This window comes from Flavobacterium xizangense (genome assembly GCF_054075145.1).
Window position 1 is genome coordinate 929,808 of record NZ_JBSIPG010000002.1, and the last position, 16,942, is coordinate 946,749.

At 37.7% G+C, this 16,942-nt stretch carries 17 protein-coding genes and 1 pseudogene; 2 read left to right on the plus strand and 16 right to left on the minus strand.

Annotated features, from left to right (window positions below):
- Positions 1-40 precede the first annotated feature (40 nt).
- Together ACWA1B_RS09715 and ACWA1B_RS09720 are read right to left on the minus strand one after the other, a co-directional pair.
- Complete coding sequence (locus tag ACWA1B_RS09715) at positions 41-1,057, minus strand: hypothetical protein (RefSeq protein WP_456906340.1); 1,017 nt, start codon at positions 1,055-1,057, stop codon at positions 41-43.
- 14 nt (positions 1,058-1,071) lie between these two features.
- A complete protein-coding gene (locus tag ACWA1B_RS09720) occupies positions 1,072-2,172 on the minus strand; it encodes an XkdF-like putative serine protease domain-containing protein (protein ID WP_456906342.1) in 1,101 nt (366 codons plus the stop codon).
- A gap of 119 nt (positions 2,173-2,291) precedes the next feature.
- On the opposite strand from ACWA1B_RS09720, the gene ACWA1B_RS09725 reads away from it, so the two are divergent.
- A complete protein-coding gene (locus ACWA1B_RS09725) occupies positions 2,292-2,705 on the plus strand; it encodes a hypothetical protein (RefSeq protein ID WP_456906344.1) in 414 nt (137 codons plus the stop codon).
- Positions 2,706-2,755: 50 nt separating this feature from the next.
- Here the strand turns inward: ACWA1B_RS09725 and ACWA1B_RS09730 are convergent, their stop codons facing one another.
- From ACWA1B_RS09730 to ACWA1B_RS09785, 12 genes are all read right to left on the minus strand, one after another.
- Positions 2,756-4,891 carry a coiled-coil domain-containing protein gene (locus ACWA1B_RS09730; RefSeq protein ID WP_456906346.1) on the minus strand — a complete coding sequence of 712 codons (2,136 nt, stop codon included), beginning with the start codon at positions 4,889-4,891 and terminating at the stop codon, positions 2,756-2,758.
- The gene (locus tag ACWA1B_RS09735) at positions 4,891-5,406 is read right to left on the minus strand and encodes a hypothetical protein (RefSeq protein WP_456906348.1); all 516 of its coding nucleotides are present in this window, start codon (positions 5,404-5,406) and stop codon (positions 4,891-4,893) included. The genes ACWA1B_RS09730 and ACWA1B_RS09735 overlap by 1 nt, the downstream gene beginning before the upstream one ends.
- Positions 5,407-5,436: 30 nt before the next feature.
- The gene (locus tag ACWA1B_RS09740) at positions 5,437-7,926 is read right to left on the minus strand and encodes a hypothetical protein (protein WP_456906350.1); all 2,490 of its coding nucleotides are present in this window, start codon (positions 7,924-7,926) and stop codon (positions 5,437-5,439) included.
- On the minus strand, positions 7,927-9,132 hold the full coding sequence (locus tag ACWA1B_RS09745; protein ID WP_456906352.1) for a hypothetical protein: 1,206 nt from the start codon (positions 9,130-9,132) through the stop codon (positions 7,927-7,929). It abuts the gene before it with no gap.
- Positions 9,125-9,502, minus strand: a complete 378-nt coding sequence (locus ACWA1B_RS09750; RefSeq protein ID WP_456906354.1) for a hypothetical protein — start codon at positions 9,500-9,502, stop codon at positions 9,125-9,127. Before ACWA1B_RS09750 ends, ACWA1B_RS09745 begins: the two co-directional genes overlap by 8 nt.
- A complete protein-coding gene (locus tag ACWA1B_RS09755; protein ID WP_456906356.1) occupies positions 9,474-9,896 on the minus strand; it encodes a hypothetical protein in 423 nt (140 codons plus the stop codon). The genes ACWA1B_RS09750 and ACWA1B_RS09755 overlap by 29 nt, the downstream gene beginning before the upstream one ends.
- Positions 9,890-10,342 carry a hypothetical protein gene (locus ACWA1B_RS09760; protein ID WP_456906358.1) on the minus strand — a complete coding sequence of 151 codons (453 nt, stop codon included), beginning with the start codon at positions 10,340-10,342 and terminating at the stop codon, positions 9,890-9,892. The genes ACWA1B_RS09755 and ACWA1B_RS09760 overlap by 7 nt, the downstream gene beginning before the upstream one ends.
- A 273-nt stretch (positions 10,343-10,615) precedes the next feature.
- The gene (locus tag ACWA1B_RS09765; protein ID WP_456906360.1) at positions 10,616-11,014 is read right to left on the minus strand and encodes a hypothetical protein; all 399 of its coding nucleotides are present in this window, start codon (positions 11,012-11,014) and stop codon (positions 10,616-10,618) included.
- A gap of 2 nt (positions 11,015-11,016) precedes the next feature.
- A complete protein-coding gene (locus tag ACWA1B_RS09770) occupies positions 11,017-11,253 on the minus strand; it encodes a hypothetical protein (protein WP_456906362.1) in 237 nt (78 codons plus the stop codon).
- Positions 11,254-11,296: 43 nt separating this feature from the next.
- Positions 11,297-12,502, minus strand: coding sequence for a phage terminase large subunit (locus tag ACWA1B_RS09775; protein ID WP_456906364.1), 1,206 nt, complete (start codon positions 12,500-12,502; stop codon positions 11,297-11,299).
- Complete coding sequence (locus ACWA1B_RS09780; protein ID WP_456906366.1) at positions 12,486-12,941, minus strand: terminase small subunit-like protein; 456 nt, start codon at positions 12,939-12,941, stop codon at positions 12,486-12,488. The genes ACWA1B_RS09775 and ACWA1B_RS09780 overlap by 17 nt, the downstream gene beginning before the upstream one ends.
- A 29-nt stretch (positions 12,942-12,970) precedes the next feature.
- A complete protein-coding gene (locus ACWA1B_RS09785) occupies positions 12,971-13,624 on the minus strand; it encodes a sigma-70 family RNA polymerase sigma factor (RefSeq protein ID WP_456906368.1) in 654 nt (217 codons plus the stop codon).
- A 91-nt stretch (positions 13,625-13,715) separates the two neighbouring features.
- Between ACWA1B_RS09785 and ACWA1B_RS09790 the strand changes: the two genes are divergently transcribed.
- Positions 13,716-14,702: a restriction endonuclease gene (locus tag ACWA1B_RS09790; RefSeq protein ID WP_456906370.1), complete on the plus strand. Its 987-nt coding sequence runs from the start codon at positions 13,716-13,718 to the stop codon at positions 14,700-14,702.
- A gap of 132 nt (positions 14,703-14,834) precedes the next feature.
- Here the strand turns inward: ACWA1B_RS09790 and ACWA1B_RS09795 are convergent, their stop codons facing one another.
- Both ACWA1B_RS09795 and ACWA1B_RS09800 read right to left on the minus strand, forming a co-directional pair.
- Positions 14,835-15,785 (minus strand): carboxypeptidase-like regulatory domain-containing protein, encoded by a 951-nt coding sequence (locus ACWA1B_RS09795; RefSeq protein WP_456906372.1) that lies wholly within the window; start codon positions 15,783-15,785, stop codon positions 14,835-14,837.
- 257 nt (positions 15,786-16,042) lie between these two features.
- Positions 16,043-16,891: pseudogene (locus tag ACWA1B_RS09800) on the minus strand (YifB family Mg chelatase-like AAA ATPase); the annotation flags it as partial.
- Between the last annotated feature and the right edge of the window lie 51 nt (positions 16,892-16,942).

The following is a 16,942-nucleotide window of genomic DNA, read 5'->3' on the forward strand; positions in this document are numbered from 1 at the left end:
ACCAGCACGTTGAATGCTGGCTTAATTCTTTATGTTATGTTTATCCGTAAATCGTGATGTATCTTTGGTTAGTTACCCACGTTGAAACTGATTGTTTGTTTTTGATGTATCTTTTTTGCGCTCCGTTAGCCATTTTGTCGATTTCTAAAAACGACATATCACCAGCCAAGTCAACAAGTACTTTTAAGTACTCAGGCAATGTTAAAATCATAAAGCCAACCAATGGGTGAAACTCGATTTCAACACCGTTGTAGTAGATTTTTTCTGTTGCTCCAGCACCCTCAACCAAGAAGTTGATTTGTTGAGCTGCACCAACTGTGTTGTTTGCAATTTTGATTAATTGACGGTGTGCCAATGGTGCAAAGATTTTCGCTGTTCCTGTAGTTGCGTTGATAACTTTATCAGGCGCACCAGCGTATAATTTTGAGTACTCAGCTGCAATGTTAGCCGCTGTGATAGTTGTACCAGTTATTTTAACTGTGTCAGCAACACCAGCACCAGCAACAACTTTAGAGTTTGAATCATTCCAAAGCGCACGCACTGTTAATGAATCAAAATATGTTGTTGGCATAGCCGCAACCAATGCTTTAACACTTGCTGTTAAGCCTGTTGCACTAGCAATGCTTGCTTTTGTTGCTGTAGTTGCTCCGTTCCACAATTTGCTTTCGATGTCCTCGCCAATTGCAGGTGCAACTTGAATCAAGACCTTTCTGTCGAATTCGTCAGATACTTGGTTGAATGCACCTTTAGCCATTGAAGCCTCGAATCTTGTACCGAATAATACCGCATCGTCAATAACGTCGCTGTATTCGATTGATACTAATGAAACTGGTGATTTTTGTACGAATAAGCCGATTGAACCGTCTGCTGTTACTGCATCTGTTGAACCTGCTTTCATTGTTACGGTTGCTTTACTTTCGTAAACGTCTGCACCGCTTTTGAAACCCTCTTGAATGTCGATAGTACGGTCTCTAAATGTTTTTGAATCTGCGTATAATTCAGATTGAATGTTTTCTAAATCAGGGTTTTTCTTTCCTCCTGCATAATTTATAGCCATTTTTTAATTAATATTTATTTGCTCTTGTTATGTTGCATCTTTTCGTAGTTGGTCATATCCTCATACGCTTTGATAGTTTGAACTGGTACGTTCTTAATTGGTTGTGTTGCTGGTGTTTCTGCTTTCATTTGCGTTAACTCTGTTTCAGCTTTCACTTTGTCAGCCTGTAGTTTTGCTAGTTCTTCCTGTGCTTTTGCCAAGTCTTTTTTTAACTGCTCGTTTTCGGCTTCTAAATCAACTTTTGGTGCGTCTTCTGCTGGCTGTTCGTCAGCTTTTGGCTCTTCTGCTGGCGCATCTTCTGCCATTTCTTCAACTGCTGGTGCTTCTTCTTTTGGTTCGTCTGCTGGCTTGTCTTCGATTGATACAATCGTACCCAAGTCGTCAGTTTTATAAATCTTTGAATCAATTTCTAGCTCAGCATTTGAAAGCGGTTCGCCTGCTTCATCCGTCAAGATTTCGCCCTCGTTTAAATCAATTGCAAAGACCTTTTTATCACCTGCTTGGAACTCTTTTTTGTCCTCAGTTGCCATAAAAAAATCAACGATTGATTTGATAATGCTTTTTTTGTTCATAGTCTGCTTGTTATAATTGTTATTGTCGTTGACCTCTTTGAATCCAAGCCTTGCTTCGATGCTCAACCCGTCAAGATTTCCGTTTTTAATCTCATTCCAAACTTGCTCATTGTCGATTTTATAGCCCATCATCCAAGTACCTGCTGGCACTTCGAAACCCATTGCGTTTGCTTTGTCGTTTCGTGGGTCTTGAACAATCCAACTCTCAAAAGGATAAACCCCTGCTGTGTTCTCTGCTTGGTGGTTGATATTTGTTGTTGAATTGTGACCGTTTTTGAAGTAGTTCTTTTGCAACTGGTCGATGGTGTCGGACGTATAGAAAACTTGTGCGTTTTCACCGTTTACGTCCTTTCTAAAAATCAGCTTATTAGGTATCATTGCAGGTGCGTAAACGATTTGTTTTTCGTCTTGAGTAAAGAGTAAGATTTGAGGCTTTTCAGCGTTGAAGTGAAGTAACGTCGATTCGATTGCTGGGTCTTTTACAAGTGAAATCTTAAAAACACCCTCTTCGTCTTTGTTAAATACTAATTCATACTTTTTCATAACTATATTATAGTTTTGAAAAGAAAAAAAGTAAACCCGAGAGGTTAAATATTTTAATTAAATTGGTTAATTATTTAACTAAACAGATACCTTTGTATAAAACCTTAAATGTAAATCGAGTGAGAAAAATTTTACTTATGATGTTTATTTCCGTTTCGACATTAACGGCTTGCAGTAGTGACGAAAATAAAACGCAAAGCGGTGATAATTCATTTAAAAAGCAAATCATTAAAGTTGATGTAGTCGACCCCAGTTTCATAATTGATAATACTGAGGTGATTGGGGCTTCAAACATCGAATATTTTCAGCCTACAAAAGATTTATTAATCTATTTCAACAATTCAGCAGAATTAAATATAAAAGTGCAATCATTCGAAAACGGTGTTTTCAGCGGTTTATATTACGTTGGTGATATTCCTACAGTTCCTTGTACTGTTCGAATCTCAAATGGTAAGTATATTTTTAATACCATAATAAATTCCAGCGGTTCATCGGAAAAAATGGGTGATGTATTTATTATTACAGTAAAATAATCATAACAATCGAGCATCAGAAAACCCGCCTTTTTGAGCGGGTTTCTTTTTTAAAAGCTGTTTGCAACAACCTTTTTTCTATCTAAGCTTTGCGCTGTCGTTACTTCTGATGATACAACATAAGCCTTTACAGGTGCTTGCTCACTCTGATTTTTTGCAATGCTTGTGGCAATTTGATTCTCACTAGATGCTTGAAACCCTACCTGTGGCGTTGCCGTTGCTTGTGTTCTTGTTCCTCCGCCTGTTGGACTTGCTGGCATACTTGGCGCACTTCCAGCTGAACCACCGCCACCAACTGCACTAAGTGCTTTCGAGGTGTTGGCTATGATGCTGGCCGCTCCTAATGCACCTGTTGCGATATGCACCGCTGACCAAGGCAAACCAAATGTTAACGGGCTGGCTGCGTTGTCTTTCGAAACTGCTTCAACGGTATTGATTGCAACCTTACCCAAAGCAATTGCACCCTCTGTGGCTATCACACCCTTTTGAACTCCTTTGTTTTTCTCAAACAATCCTTTGGCCGCATTCAATCCAGCATTTGCCAAGTTGTTAAGTGAATCTTGCTCGGCTTGTTTTTGAGCCAGTTTTTTGTCTGCTATTTCCTTTTGCTTTTCAGCGTCTGCAATAGCTAAATCGGCTTGCTGTGCAAAATAATCTTCATTTGCTTTTAGTGCGTCCTCTTTGGCTTTTGCGTCTAACTCAGCTTGCAACGTGTTATACATTTCTGTATTGTAAGCCATTAGGTTAGTAACATCTAACCCCTTTTGTCTAAGTGCCTCTATCTCTTCCAAATCCCTTTGCTTGCGCAAGTCTAGCTTTTCTAGTTCCGTCTTGGCGTTGCTGTCTTGGATTGCGTGCAATGCGTCCTTTTCAGCCTTTGCAAGTTCTTCAAGATTTTTCTTTTTAAGGTCTAGGGCTTCTTGTGCGTGCTTTTTGTCCTCTTCGATTTTCTTTTTGTCGGCATCCTGTTGCGCTTTTAATGCATCGTCGGCCGCTTTCTTTCTTAAATCGGTTTCCTTTTGAGTTTCAGATACAATAAAATCATTATTCAACTCGATACGTTTATCTTTTAACTCGTTGGTTTTCTTGTTGTAGTCCTGCAATTCCTCATAAGCGTTTTTCATTGCTTCTTTTTGGGCTTTGATTGCCTCTTCGCTGGCATCGTTTGCTTTCAAGTCTAGCAAGATTGAACGCTCACGCAAGAAGTTAAGGCTGGCAATCTTTGCGTTCTTCTGACTTATTGCGCTTGCCTCGTTGATATGAGCATTCGCAAGCTTGTTAACTTCTTTCGCACTTGCTCCGCTGGCTTTTGCTAGTTCTAACTCAAAATCGTTTTGGCGTTCCAGCACCTTAAGGCTTTCTTTTCTTGCCTCGGTCAATTTCTTTTGCGCTTTCTCGTTGTCCTGAGCCGTTTTAATTTGTTTCTGTTCCGCTTCTTCACTTGCATTCATTGCAGATACAAGCAACCATATACCACCAGTCAGGGCCGCAACACCAGCAACAAGCAAACCGATTGGGTTTGCCATCATTGCCGTATTCCAAAGCCATTGCGCTGCGGTTAATGCTGTAGTTGCAACGGCACTTAAACCTTTCTGTAATATGTTCTTTTTCTCGCTAGCTGTGTCAACTTCCCTAACAGCTGTCGCCGCTATGATGGTTGATTTAAGTATTGCGAACTGGTCGCCCAAATCTGAAAGACCTTTAAGACCCTCAGCGAATGCCATAAGCGACTGCATTTTTTGTAATACCGCTGTTGCCTCTTCTGAATCATCACTAAACGCACCGATTGCACCAGCCGCAAAGTTGATACCAGTTGCCGCAACTTTTGCCGAGGCATCCAACGCTTTGAATTTTTGGTCAGGGTTGAAGTTTGCCGTTAAATCTGCCGCAAATTCCATTTGGTCACGCAATTCTGCAACGGCTTGGGCCGCTTTAATTGCTTGTTCTGAGGTTTCACCGTGCAATTGGATTGCTTTTGTAAGCTCGTTGTTAGCTTCACGTATTTGAGCTTTAAGACTTTTATACTTTTCAGCACTTTTTTCCGTTTCCTTGTTGCTGTCGGCTGTTGCTTCTGTTGTTCCGTCAATCGAATTGGTTAGCGAATCAACCTCTTTTTGTATTTGGTTGGCGTTCGTGTCAAACTGCAACCTAATATTTTGTTCTAAGTTCTCGTTTTGCTCTGCCATTAGTACCCGATTGTTTCAAAATGCCAACGTAAAGCCTGCGCTATGTTAGCCCACTCACGGAAAACAACTTGAAACTGGTTGCCTGAGATTATTTTAAATACTGGCTCACCAACTGTTGAAGTATTCGGCAATGTTATTGCGGTAACTGGCACAAGTTCGAACCAGCTTTTAACAACATAATTGTTGTTGGGGTGTGCGTTTTGAAGCGTCACCGTTAGGATTGTAGAGTTAGAACTAGATACGCACGTTACGGCTGTAACGTTTCCAACCTTGCGAAGTCTGCTAGACAACTGTACACCAACTTCGATACCAACCTCTGACCCGCCCGTATCTGCATTGTTGGCTGTAATATAGCCCCTGTTAACTGGCAAGTTGCTTGTTGATATTGGTTGCAGTGTCTCTATGTAATCAATCAAAGCAAGTTCAACCGCTCTATGTTCCGACGGTTCAATATTGCTATTGTCTGCTAGGTTTGTGTTTACTAAATCTTTTAATTGTGCTATGGTTAAAGCCATTTTTGTAGGTCATATTTTTTTCTTTTTGCGTTATAGTGTTTGGTATTGTGTAGCGTCGTAGCCGTCAGGATTGTAAACGTTTGGCGTTGGTACGATTTCCTTGTCGTTGTCGCTGTTGGTGATATAGTTAAGCAAGGTCAATTTTGTTTTTCCTGTCGTTATATCGATGTTTGCATCTAAGATGCTGAAACGGGTTTCACCTATGATAATATCATTCTGCAGTCGAAAGCCTGTAGGTGGTTCGTTGCTTCTTGACGGGTTGACATATATTTCTGAACTCGGCAAAGACAAGTCGAACTTATGAGACAATACATTTACGTTAAGTAATCGCTCGGTTTGCGTCTCATAGAATCGCTTGTATAATGAACTTGTCTTTTGCGTATTGGCTAAGTCACCGCTGACATCATCAACCAAGACGCTGAAACCTAAGCTTTGCTTTGCATTGACGAACCAAGGCAACATAAGCATATACCTATTTAACGGGGCGGTTACCGTGTCGCTCATTAAGAAACCTAATTCAACATTGTTGGTTAGGTAACTCAAATCGTTGTTTACAAATAAAACCAGCTCATTGTTGATGGTTTTGTATCGGTTTTCTTGGTCTGCGGATTCGTTAGTAAATCCGTAATACGTTTGCAGGTTCGTATTAATTACACCTCTTGGCGGGATAATCGTATAATTGGTTACTACTGCATATTCGTTTATCTTACCGCTTTGGTTGTCCTGCGTAATTTGTCCGTATTCCAATCCAGCAGGATTGCCCGCCAAATAATCGACATTTGATTTGTACTTGCTTGTTGCGTGCTTAAAGTTGTATTTGTTGTATTTGTCCTCAACCGATTTTGTGTAACTCTGAGCGTTGACAAATGGTGTATAATCAACTTCATTCTTTGCGTAAATTTTATGCGTTTCGTTGATGTCTTCTATGCTTAAAATCTGTAATTCGTTGGTGTTAACAATCGGGTTGAATACTGATAAATTGAACGTCTTCAAAAACGACTGGAAAAAATCAATAACTTTCATCTTTGGCAACGACTGTATTAAATCAATTCCACCGCTTGCTTTCACCTTTTCTGTCGAATCCGTAAAACATAACTGTGTGATGATATTGTAACCCTGCAAAAAACCTACTTCATCGTTAGCGTAACCGTATTGGGTAAAGACGTTTGTTTCTGTCCAGCTTGCCAAGTCTGCCTTAAATAAAATATATGTCTCAAACGTTGGGTAAAGTTCATAGCCCTCTGTGTAGCCGTCGAAAGCCGTATCGGGAATATCAATAAATACGCAGTTATCACCGCTTGTCATACTAATTTCAGCCTTAAGGATTTCTTCACACTCTGACGGTGCTTTGTTCCCGTTTGGTCTTCTTAACGAAATGCTGATTTTACCGCCAACATTCTGCATTACAACGTTGGTCAACTGCACGCTTAATCGTATGCTTTTGGTTGTTCTCGATAATGCGAAAATATCGGGCATCGTTCCGCTGGGCTTGTCACCTATATTGATTTTTACAATCTGAAAGCCGTTTCTAGTGTAGTTGCTTGCCGTATATTTTACTGGCAATGCTCCAATTAGAAAACCTGCGATAGGGTCAGCAACTGGTGTTGGTGGATAAACTACGCCAACACTCAACGCATCAAAATACATTGTTTGTGCATATGGCGTGTTGAAGTTATTTATATAACCCAATACGTTTGAATCGCTTAATTTTTCATCTGCTGACGAACCATTAACCCAGCAATACATTTCGTTGAATAGCTTATCATTTCGAAGTGGCAAGTTGACCTTTAAATCGTACTTTCTAAATATCATTTCAACAAGCGAACGATAGCTTATTGCTGGTCGTAACTCACTTGCTGTAATTGGTGAAAGCTTAGCACCCGTCATATTGCTGGTGTAGGCTATGTTGTCAACAACATCACTGTTACGGTCGTAAGACCAAACACGGTTGTTTGACGCAAGCGGTGTTATGTAATTTATAATGATGTCGTTTGCGCTGGTTGTTCCTGCGTTGGCGGTATCTAAATCTTTTAAAAGCAATTGCTTTGATTCTATTGAAGTCTTTGCAACTGCTGGCGTGTACTGCAATTGGGTTGAACCTGTTAAGATGCTCCCTAACTCAGATATTAGACCGTCTCCCATTCTGTCCTTAAGGCTTTTTAAATTGGTCTCGAAACTGCCTTGTATTGAAACAATAGAATTGTTTGTGTAGTTAGCATCTTCAACCGTAAAGTTTCCCGTAAGGTTTAGGTTTCCATCTGTGTAAATCTTGCAAGGAAACGAGCCAGTAATATTTGATTTGACTACATCTGTATCACCGAAAAATAAAAGTGCCTGCCTGTTCTTTGGCGTTGCTGGAATTGTAAACGACAAAGAATAAGGCGCAAAAACTCTACTCAAATCTGTAACATCTTTAAGCGTATATTTTAAGTTGATTGTTTCATCATCGTACAAGTCCAACTTTGTATAATCAGTTGACCCGCTGTACGGTGCTATATAAATTTCTGTAACTACCTGCATTTATTTAATGTCTAGCATCTTATTATTGGTCTCATCAAATTTGATTGTGTACTCAATATTTATTTTATCGTTAAGCCTTGTCTTGTTTATCAGGTCTTGCGGATTTGTTATAATAACTGGTATCTGCTGGTACGTTGAATAATAGCCTATGCTTTCAGCCCCGACCGTATCATTATCAACTGTAATGTGCGTATTGTCAACGCTTATGTAAGTGTTATCGACCGTAATACCTGTTATTGCGCTTGTCGTTTTATCACCTTTGAACCTTATCAAATAAACCTTTGGACTATAAACCAACTCTTCGATTAATTGGGTTGCCGTTTCATCGATGTGACCCGTATTGATTGTATAGGATTGAAGCACGTTTATACTGTCTCTAAGGCTCGAATGCACTTGCGAGTTGTCGACGTAGCTAGGGTCTCTAAACATTCGGTTTGATGTAGTCGTATCAATCTTTGTTGAGATTATTGTTTTGCCAAATGGCGTGAAAGAATCCCACAAGCCCAGCTTGTTTAAGAACACAATCAAATAACTGTCACGTGCGCAAAACTTCTGATTTGCTGGCGGTGTTACCTTGGCTTGTGTTATCATAGTTGCCGTTGTACACGACCAAGTTTCCTGACCAAGATTAAACGAATTGGTAAAATAGTTGTCAATCGATTCGTTGTAAAATCTATAAACGTCACGACCGAACGGGTCAGCCTTATATGGCGTTAAATTGTTGTTGCTCCCTGCGTTCTGCTCGTAGTTCCAGCGATAGCCAAGCGTACAAAAATATGTTGGGCGTACAACTTTAGTCTCGATGATTGCGTCGGTTACTGGCTCTTGCTCTAGCACGTCGCTAACGATTTGGTAAAACACCCCTTGCCCTGTTTGTGCTGGCAAGCTGTAAGTATTCCAAGCAAATTGTGGTTGGTTGGTATTTCTTGCATTCTCAGGACTGACAAGCCAAGCTTTGATAAGGTCTGCAATATTTACGTTGATGTAATCATCGTACTGGCTTACAAGTTCTTTTGCAATAATATGGTTAGGCTCGCCAAGGTCTTTGTTTTGGTCGCTGTTCCAAATCCATAAATAATGCTTTACTTTCTTTAATACGTTTCCGCTGTTTACTGCGGTTTGTCTTATGTGAATCGGACTGTTGCAAAACTGGATTTTGTCAGGCGTATCTATTGGTGTTCTGTCTTCACTAGTTAAATCATACATTAGTTGTAAATGGTTGTAAAATCTTTTCTGTTATGTTTTGAATGATTGCTTTTGTTGCCTCGGGCGTGTGCCTGTCAACGCTTTCCAGCAATTCATTTGGTTTCTGAAACGCACCGTAATAAACTTGTCCAAGCAATAACGTTGTATCGCCTTGTACTCTGTAGTTTATCGAATCTCTTAGAGTTCCACCTGCTTTGTTTAGCGTTCCTGCTGGCTGTACTCTGTCGGTTGTGTAGTAAATATCCTGTGCAACCCTAGAATTTCTTTTCGCTTCTTCATAGATGATTTCACCCAACTTTAAAAGTTCCTCTTTGATAATCTTGTCGGTCTGCAATTGTTCCTTAGTTCTTCTTGTTCTCGCTATCGCCATCTTGTTTTGCTCGGTTTCTTTTAACTGTGTCAATCAACTTCTTAAGATTCGAGGTTGTTTGCTTATTGCTTGCGGGTGTTGGCGACTTAACCAGCTTGCGTCCGCTTTTTAATTTTGTTGTTTCAACGGTCTTGCCGTCGAAGTCCGTACCCACGACTTGATAATCAACACCTGCGGGCATCATCTTGCGTGCGTTCTCTTCCAGCTGTGAGTTAATACCGCTTGGGTTGTCCTCACCGTAAAACCCGTAATACATCTGTCTAAAAATGTACTTGCCTTTATCGACCGTGTAGCTTATCGAACGTTTAAGCGTTCCTTGGTCAACGTGTGCCGTTGCTTTGGACTTGTCCACAATCTGCTGGGCTATCTTTCTTATCTCTTCTGTGGTTAACATATCGTACCAGCATTAGGGATTGATAACTCTAATTCAAATTGCACACCGTCCAAGCTGTTGCGTGACCAGTCTTTTAATTGTCTTAGCGTTGATTGTGAAAGTATTTCGATATGCAAATCGTTGTAGTCTCTAAGCAGTTTGTTAATTAGCTTATGAGCAATTGAATGTGTTTCGCTTACGTTGTCGATGTAGTTCGTATCAACCAGTAACTTGTTATCGGTTACCTGTGCTTTGGTGTCACGTTGTTGAACTATAGTAATACGATAGTTTGCAGAAATTTGGCTTTCTGTAATATCCGTGTCCAGCAAATCCAAGTTTACCAGCGGATAAATATTTGAAATGTTTGTATCGATTTGAAGTGTTGGCAACGTTGAAATTGTGTTAACCAATATGTTCTTTTGAAACTCTTTTATAAGCCAATCATTTATAAGATATATTTCATTCATTTAATTTTTAAGTGTTAGTACTTCTTTATTTTATGTTTTCAACCGTGCGCTTTCTAATTAGATACTCAGCCCAAAATAAAAAGTCGGTCGTCTGCCATTGCTCAACCTCTTTGACCTTGCTTAAGTCTCCTTTGCAAATCATATAGAACATTTCTGTATATGCTCCGTAATGCTCATTAAACGCTTTACGCTCATACAATCCTTGCGTTTCCTCGACTGGCGGTTGATAGATTAGAGGCGGGTTATAGATGTATGGGTATTGCTCTTTGATGCTTAATAAGCTGGCGAGAAAGACTTTAAAATCTGCTCAGCCTCAGCGTAGCTAATTTTGTGAACATCGACTTTTTGAAACCTGTGTTTAGGTTTAACGAACATTCTAAGCAAAGCCTCAATGTCGTTTTCACCTTGGAATATTTCAGCGTCTATGTAATCGTTGATGATGCTTAAGTCAATTACAACTTTATAGCGGAACTTGGTTTTTATAGGGTCAGTGTGTAATGCCTTTTCAAACTTTTCTAAGTCCGTTGTATTGAAATGTTTCTTTACCATTTCAGCAATAAAATCTATGTCGGTTTCTTGTCCTTTGATTTCTTTGCCGAAAGCCAAAAGCTTTATATATGGAATGTCGTTTTTTGTTTTATAAATCCTGTCTGTAACTTGTGATAACTTCATATTTATTTTCCTGCTTTGCTTAATTGCTGAAATTGAAATACTGCTTTCAATAATCCTAAATCAACGCTGTCGCTGTCGGGAAACAATTCTTTGAAAACTTCTTCGCTTTCAATTTCAATTTCTTTTAATTCTCGAAACTCATTTTTCAGAAATGGGAAAAAGCCTGTGAGAATATTTATTTTTTGTGTGTTGCTTCGCTCGCTGCTTTTGCAGGCACTGCAACCTTTTGATTGTGTCATAATTTTATTTTAAATATCCTATCAAATCCGAAAATGTAAAGACTTATAAAACCTGGGATTTCATACCATACAACTGTCTGAAAACTGCATAACCTGCCGCTTCTGTTACGTGGTCGTAACCGCCTGTTTTATCAGGGTAGCCGTTTTTGTAAACTTGGTTTTCTAACGCCTCAGCATACACGGGGCAAGCTTCATCGTTGACATAGTACTCACCTTTTTCAAATGATAAGTTTACACCGTTTACACGTTCGCTAACGTTTGGATTTTTACGGAACGATTCGACAACAAACCCGTTGCCCCTTAAGATTGTAAAGTCACTCGCACCGCTGGTACTTCTTGCTGCTCCACTCGAATCGGGGTTGATGATTATTTTATGGTTTGGGTATCTGTGTTTTAAAATATCGCAAATATCCTGAGTGTTAAAGGCTTTGGTGATTTCATCAACTGCGTGAAGTTCCCCTTTGCGCTTAACGTGTATCACCGCATTCATATTTGTGATATTAAAATCCAGTCCAACGTATAGCATTTCACCAGCTTTCACCGTTTCGTGGCTTCTGTTTATCTTACGATTGTATGATTTATATACACTAGAGCTGTTTAAGTTCACAAACTCACCGTTGATGTAGGCGTTTACTTGTGATTCTGTGTATGTTTCCCTTAAAATCTGTACGTAATTGTCAGGCAAAAAAGGATTGTTTGACGTTTTAGCCCTAATTACGTTCTTGTTTGGGGTCTCTTCTTTGACAAAAAACTCATATAACCAGCCGAAACCCTCGGGCGTGCTCACCGTATCAACGCAATTTTGCTCACCGTTTGGCAACTTAAGCCTGTTACGTCCTAGAATCCTGACGAAAACGTCAGCCATTTTGCCCTTTGGCAGGGTGTCAGCTTCATCAATCAGCGAATAAGCAACCTCGTAACCCACAATTTTGTTGGGGTCGGACATATTTCTTAGCAGAATCTTGCCGTAATCTGTGGTGATTGTATTGTCGTGCTTGTTGATTTTGTATTTAATACCCCACTCAGTTAGCAATGCGCTGAACTTTGGTAGAGCAATATCTTTGATAAGTGCATAGGTAGGCAGATAATAAGCAACATCTAGCCCGTTGTACTGCAACTTTTTAAAGATGGTCTTCATTACCCCAGCGTGGGTTTTTCCTGCACCATAACCGCCAATAAGTGCAGTGTGGTTTGCAGTGCTAAGCAAAAATCTTTGTTGGTGTGGTAATCCCTTAATCTGTAATTTCATCAAATCCCAATATCTGTATGCTTGTTATCTGCTTACTTGTATCAGGTTCAACAATTACTTTCTCGCCATACTTGGCTGGGTTCATCTTAGACAAAGCCCATTTGATTGTGTTGATTTTTAAACGTCTGTCTTCTGCTGAATCCTTAACGGTCGTCTTGATAAGCTCACCGCCTCTATATTCTTTAATCGTTTTCGGGCTATCGCTGTAAGCGATTCGTATAGCCTCGTCAAATAGGAATGTTTCACGCATTCGTTGCGTGTCTTCCCAAAGCATCCTTAAACTAGGGTCTTGGTTAATCCAATATTGAAACGTCGAGTAACTTGTTACCCCGTTCTGTTCCAGTGCGACCGTTACCAATACACCGTTCGCCACATCATCACAAATGCGTTGGAATGTGTGCAGTCTTTGGTCGTTGGTATATCTTTGTAATTCATTCATAATTATATTATAGTTTGTAATGTCCTAGGTTATAGGTTATTTTGAATTTTATTTTTAAAAAATTCGTTTTTCTTAAGTTTGCTTATGGCTCTTTGAATTTTGTTATGTGTGTTTTGTTTTGTTAGGTCGATGGATTTTGCAATGTGGTTAAGCGAAAGTTCTTGCTCACTGCAATAGCGTTTGAGCAGTAAGTCGATTTCGTCGGGCGTGCAAATCTTATTGACCATAAACCAAAACAATTGCTTATCTATACCGCTTTCAACTTCTTGCATTTCAATATCTATACGCTCCAAGTCGGTTGTGGTTATCTCTTGCAGTGTTCCATCTTTGACTTGTTTGATGTAATGCTTTGGTATTGGGATTGTATTTTTAACAAGGTTTAAACCCTTATTTATTTCGTTGGTGATGCAGGTTGTTGCGTAGGTGGAAAACTTTATTTTCTTGGTGGGGTCGAATCCATCTATTGCGCTGAGCATTCCGATAAATCCGTATTGCTCTAAGTCGTCAACATCGGGTGTCTTGTACCTGTTGCAGATTGAGAACACCAAGCCGATGTTTGCATTAAAAATTTTATTCCGTATATCGATTGATTTCGATATTTTATATTCTTCAAAGAATTGAAGTTGGTTATTATACTGTAAGTCTTTATTTATATTTTCTATGTCTCTATGAAACTGTTTCATTATTTTATTTATTTTTATAAAATAATTATAGCCTCTACCATTACCATAGTAAAGGATAAAAAAGATTAACTAGAGCTTGTAAATATTTAATATGGCAAAGAGAAACAATGGCAAATCATTAGAAAAAACTATTCAGTTGATTCAAGAGGCTTTTAAAGATTACACCAATACAAAAGTTTACCTAAGCCATAAATTAATTTGTGAAAGTGGAATCGAACGTGAATTTGATGTTGTGATTAAATCTAAAATCAATGATTTTGATATTTGTATAGCAATAGAATGTAAAGATTTTGGGAAAAAAGTATCATTAGAAAAAATTGAGGCTTTTAAATCTAAATGTTCAACTGTTAAAGAAATTAATAAAATGGTATTTGTGAGTACTAATGGATTCCAAACAGGTGCAATTACCCAAGCTAAAAATTTTGGTATTGAACTAATGACTGCTGAACAAGTTAGTCTTGAATACTTAGAAAATCTTTTAGTTAATTTTTGGCAATACCATTTAGAGGTTAAAGAAATAAACCCTAATTATCAGCTCACTCTAGGTGGCAATGATTTAAATGTTTTACAAGAATTCGAATATACTGGCGAAACAATTGTTTTTGAATACAAAACAAAACAGAAAGTTGATATTAGAAATTTTATAAAAAAAATGATTGAAATGTCGGGTCACGGTATACAAGGGTTAGCTTTGAATCATTTAGTGCAAAATAAACACAATATTGAAGTAAACTCTCAATTTCCCGTTTTTCTAGGATTAAGTGTTCCTGCCTCTACTTTTTATATTGAAGATATAAATAAGATTAAAGTAGATGTTATAAAATTTGAATTTGAAATTAGCATAAAACTAAATAAATTACAATTTGAAACAAGCGGAAGAGTTATAAAAAATGAAGATGATTCAATTAAAGCACATTCAGTAAAATTTAAAATAAGTGATGATGCTGAAAGTGAAATAATAGTTAAACCCAATAATGAAATATCATATTACTTTACTGAAAAGAAGGAAACAACTCAATTAAAAAAACTCTTTGTCTATGACCCTGAGACGAACAAAGTAGTAAGTTGTAGAGGTTAAAATAAATACTTATCAAAAATTTGTCCTTTTTGCATATTTTTTTACAACTAATAAATCATTTATACCACATATTATTTGATTGTACACAATCAAATAATATGTGGTTATATATTTTAATATAATCCTTGGTAACTATTTTAGTATTATACCAAATGTGAATAGTGCTGAAGTCTTTTGTGCAAACGTTCCACTAACAAAAAAACCAACATTGTCTTTAAGTGGAAGTATTAATGTTGAATCTAAACTTCCAAGACCACCTCTCGTACTACCAAAAATTAAGTTATACTGATTTTTGTCAAAAGCTAATGCTGATGCACTTTGAGTAAATGTTAATTCTCCACCTTTCTCAAATTTTGCCAAAGCAAATTCAACGCCAACTGTAAAAACAAATTGCGGTAAATTTATTGACTCTTTATTAATACCAACATTTTTATAAGTATTGAACCTTGCACGTGTGGAAACATACCAAGTGAAATCAATGTCATCCAATAAAACATCTTTGTAATCTTCCATATAAGCTAGACCAACGGAAATACCATTTGATGATTGTGCTAATTGTTGAAGTTCATTTGCTTCCTCTTCATCCGTATTGAATTTATAATTACCGACATTACCAATAACCGCCAAAGAACTTATATCTCCGAATTTACGAACATTAATTCCTGCATTTGCTGAACCAATAAAGTTGTTTTCATTAGAATTAGAAACAAAATTATAACCAACCCTTGCGCCTATCCAATAATTTTTTGGGGAAATTTCACCATCTATATCAGTACTATTATAGAAATTAAGCAACTCAGATTTTTTAAGACCTATCACACTTGGATTTTTTTTATCTTTAAATGTAAATTGCAAAATTTGGTAATTGACAACCGAAATTACAATTTCATCGCCCTTTGAACACGGGAGACTAAATTTACCTGTATCATCAGTAACTACTGAGACGTTTGTAGTTGTGTTTTTAACTTCACAGCCTACGATAGGATTTTTTCTTTCATCAACAACGTTACCAACATAGGTAGTTTGTGCGTAAGTAAGACTTGATAAAAAAAATAAAATAAAAAGATGTAATTTTTTTTTCATAATTAGATTAAGTTTTAAAATTTTATACAGTTGCCAAATTTATAAAAATAAAATTAACACATAAACATTTGTTAAAAAAAACAAAATATCTAATTTTTAGTAAAAGTCTAAATAGCAAATAGTTACAAAAACGAAGTAGCCAAAAAAAAATAACAAATAAAAAAGATGAACTTTTACCTTCACCTTTGTTTAACTTACAAGATAAAATTTTCTCATAGAACTATTGAAAACCATTAATTTTATCAAACCACACATTAAATAAATACAACATTTGAAATCGTATGATGCGGACTTCGAAACGGACGTTGATTCATCAAACCGACTTCTTTCAATTTTCCGGCAACGCTGTGAATTTTAGTTGTTTCTAGTGCTTCACGCAAAGTCATTGGAGGCAAAATACTCGGAACACGTTTTGCCAACATTGTTTTTCCTGCGCCAGGCGGACCAATTAAAATGATATTATGACCGCCTGCGGCCGCAATTTCCATACAACGTTTAATGCCTTCTTGTCCGCGTACATCTGAAAAATCAAATTCGGGGAAATCCAGACTTTTATAAAATTCAGCACGAGTATCAATCACTGTTGGTTGAAGCGTATCTTTTCCGGCAAAAAAGTCTATTATTTCCTGCAAATTCGAAACACCGTAAACATCTAATCCAGCCACAATTGCTGCTTCTTTTACATTTTGAATTGGGAGAAAAAATCCTTTATAACCTTCTTCTTTTGCTTTTATAGCAATTGGCAAAGCGCCACGAATAGGCTGCAAACTTCCGTCTAATGAAAGCTCGCCCATAATAATATATTGTTCGATTTCCGGAGCTTTTATTTGGTCAGAACCAATTAATATTCCCATTGCGAGAGGCAAATCGTATGCAGAACCTTCTTTTCTGAGGTCGGCAGGCGCCATATTGATGGTTATTTTTTTGCCCGGAAGCATCAATCCGTTATTTTTTAAAGCGGCAGCAATTCTAAAACTGCTTTCTTTTATTGCATTATCTGGAAGTCCAACTAAATGATAACCAATACCTTTATCCATATGAACCTCAATCGTAATTGTGGTCGCCTCTACTCCAAAAACGGCGCTTCCGTAAACTTTTACTAACATAATTATTCTTTCATTAAATGATTTTTAAATCTAATGAAAAAATAATTATTG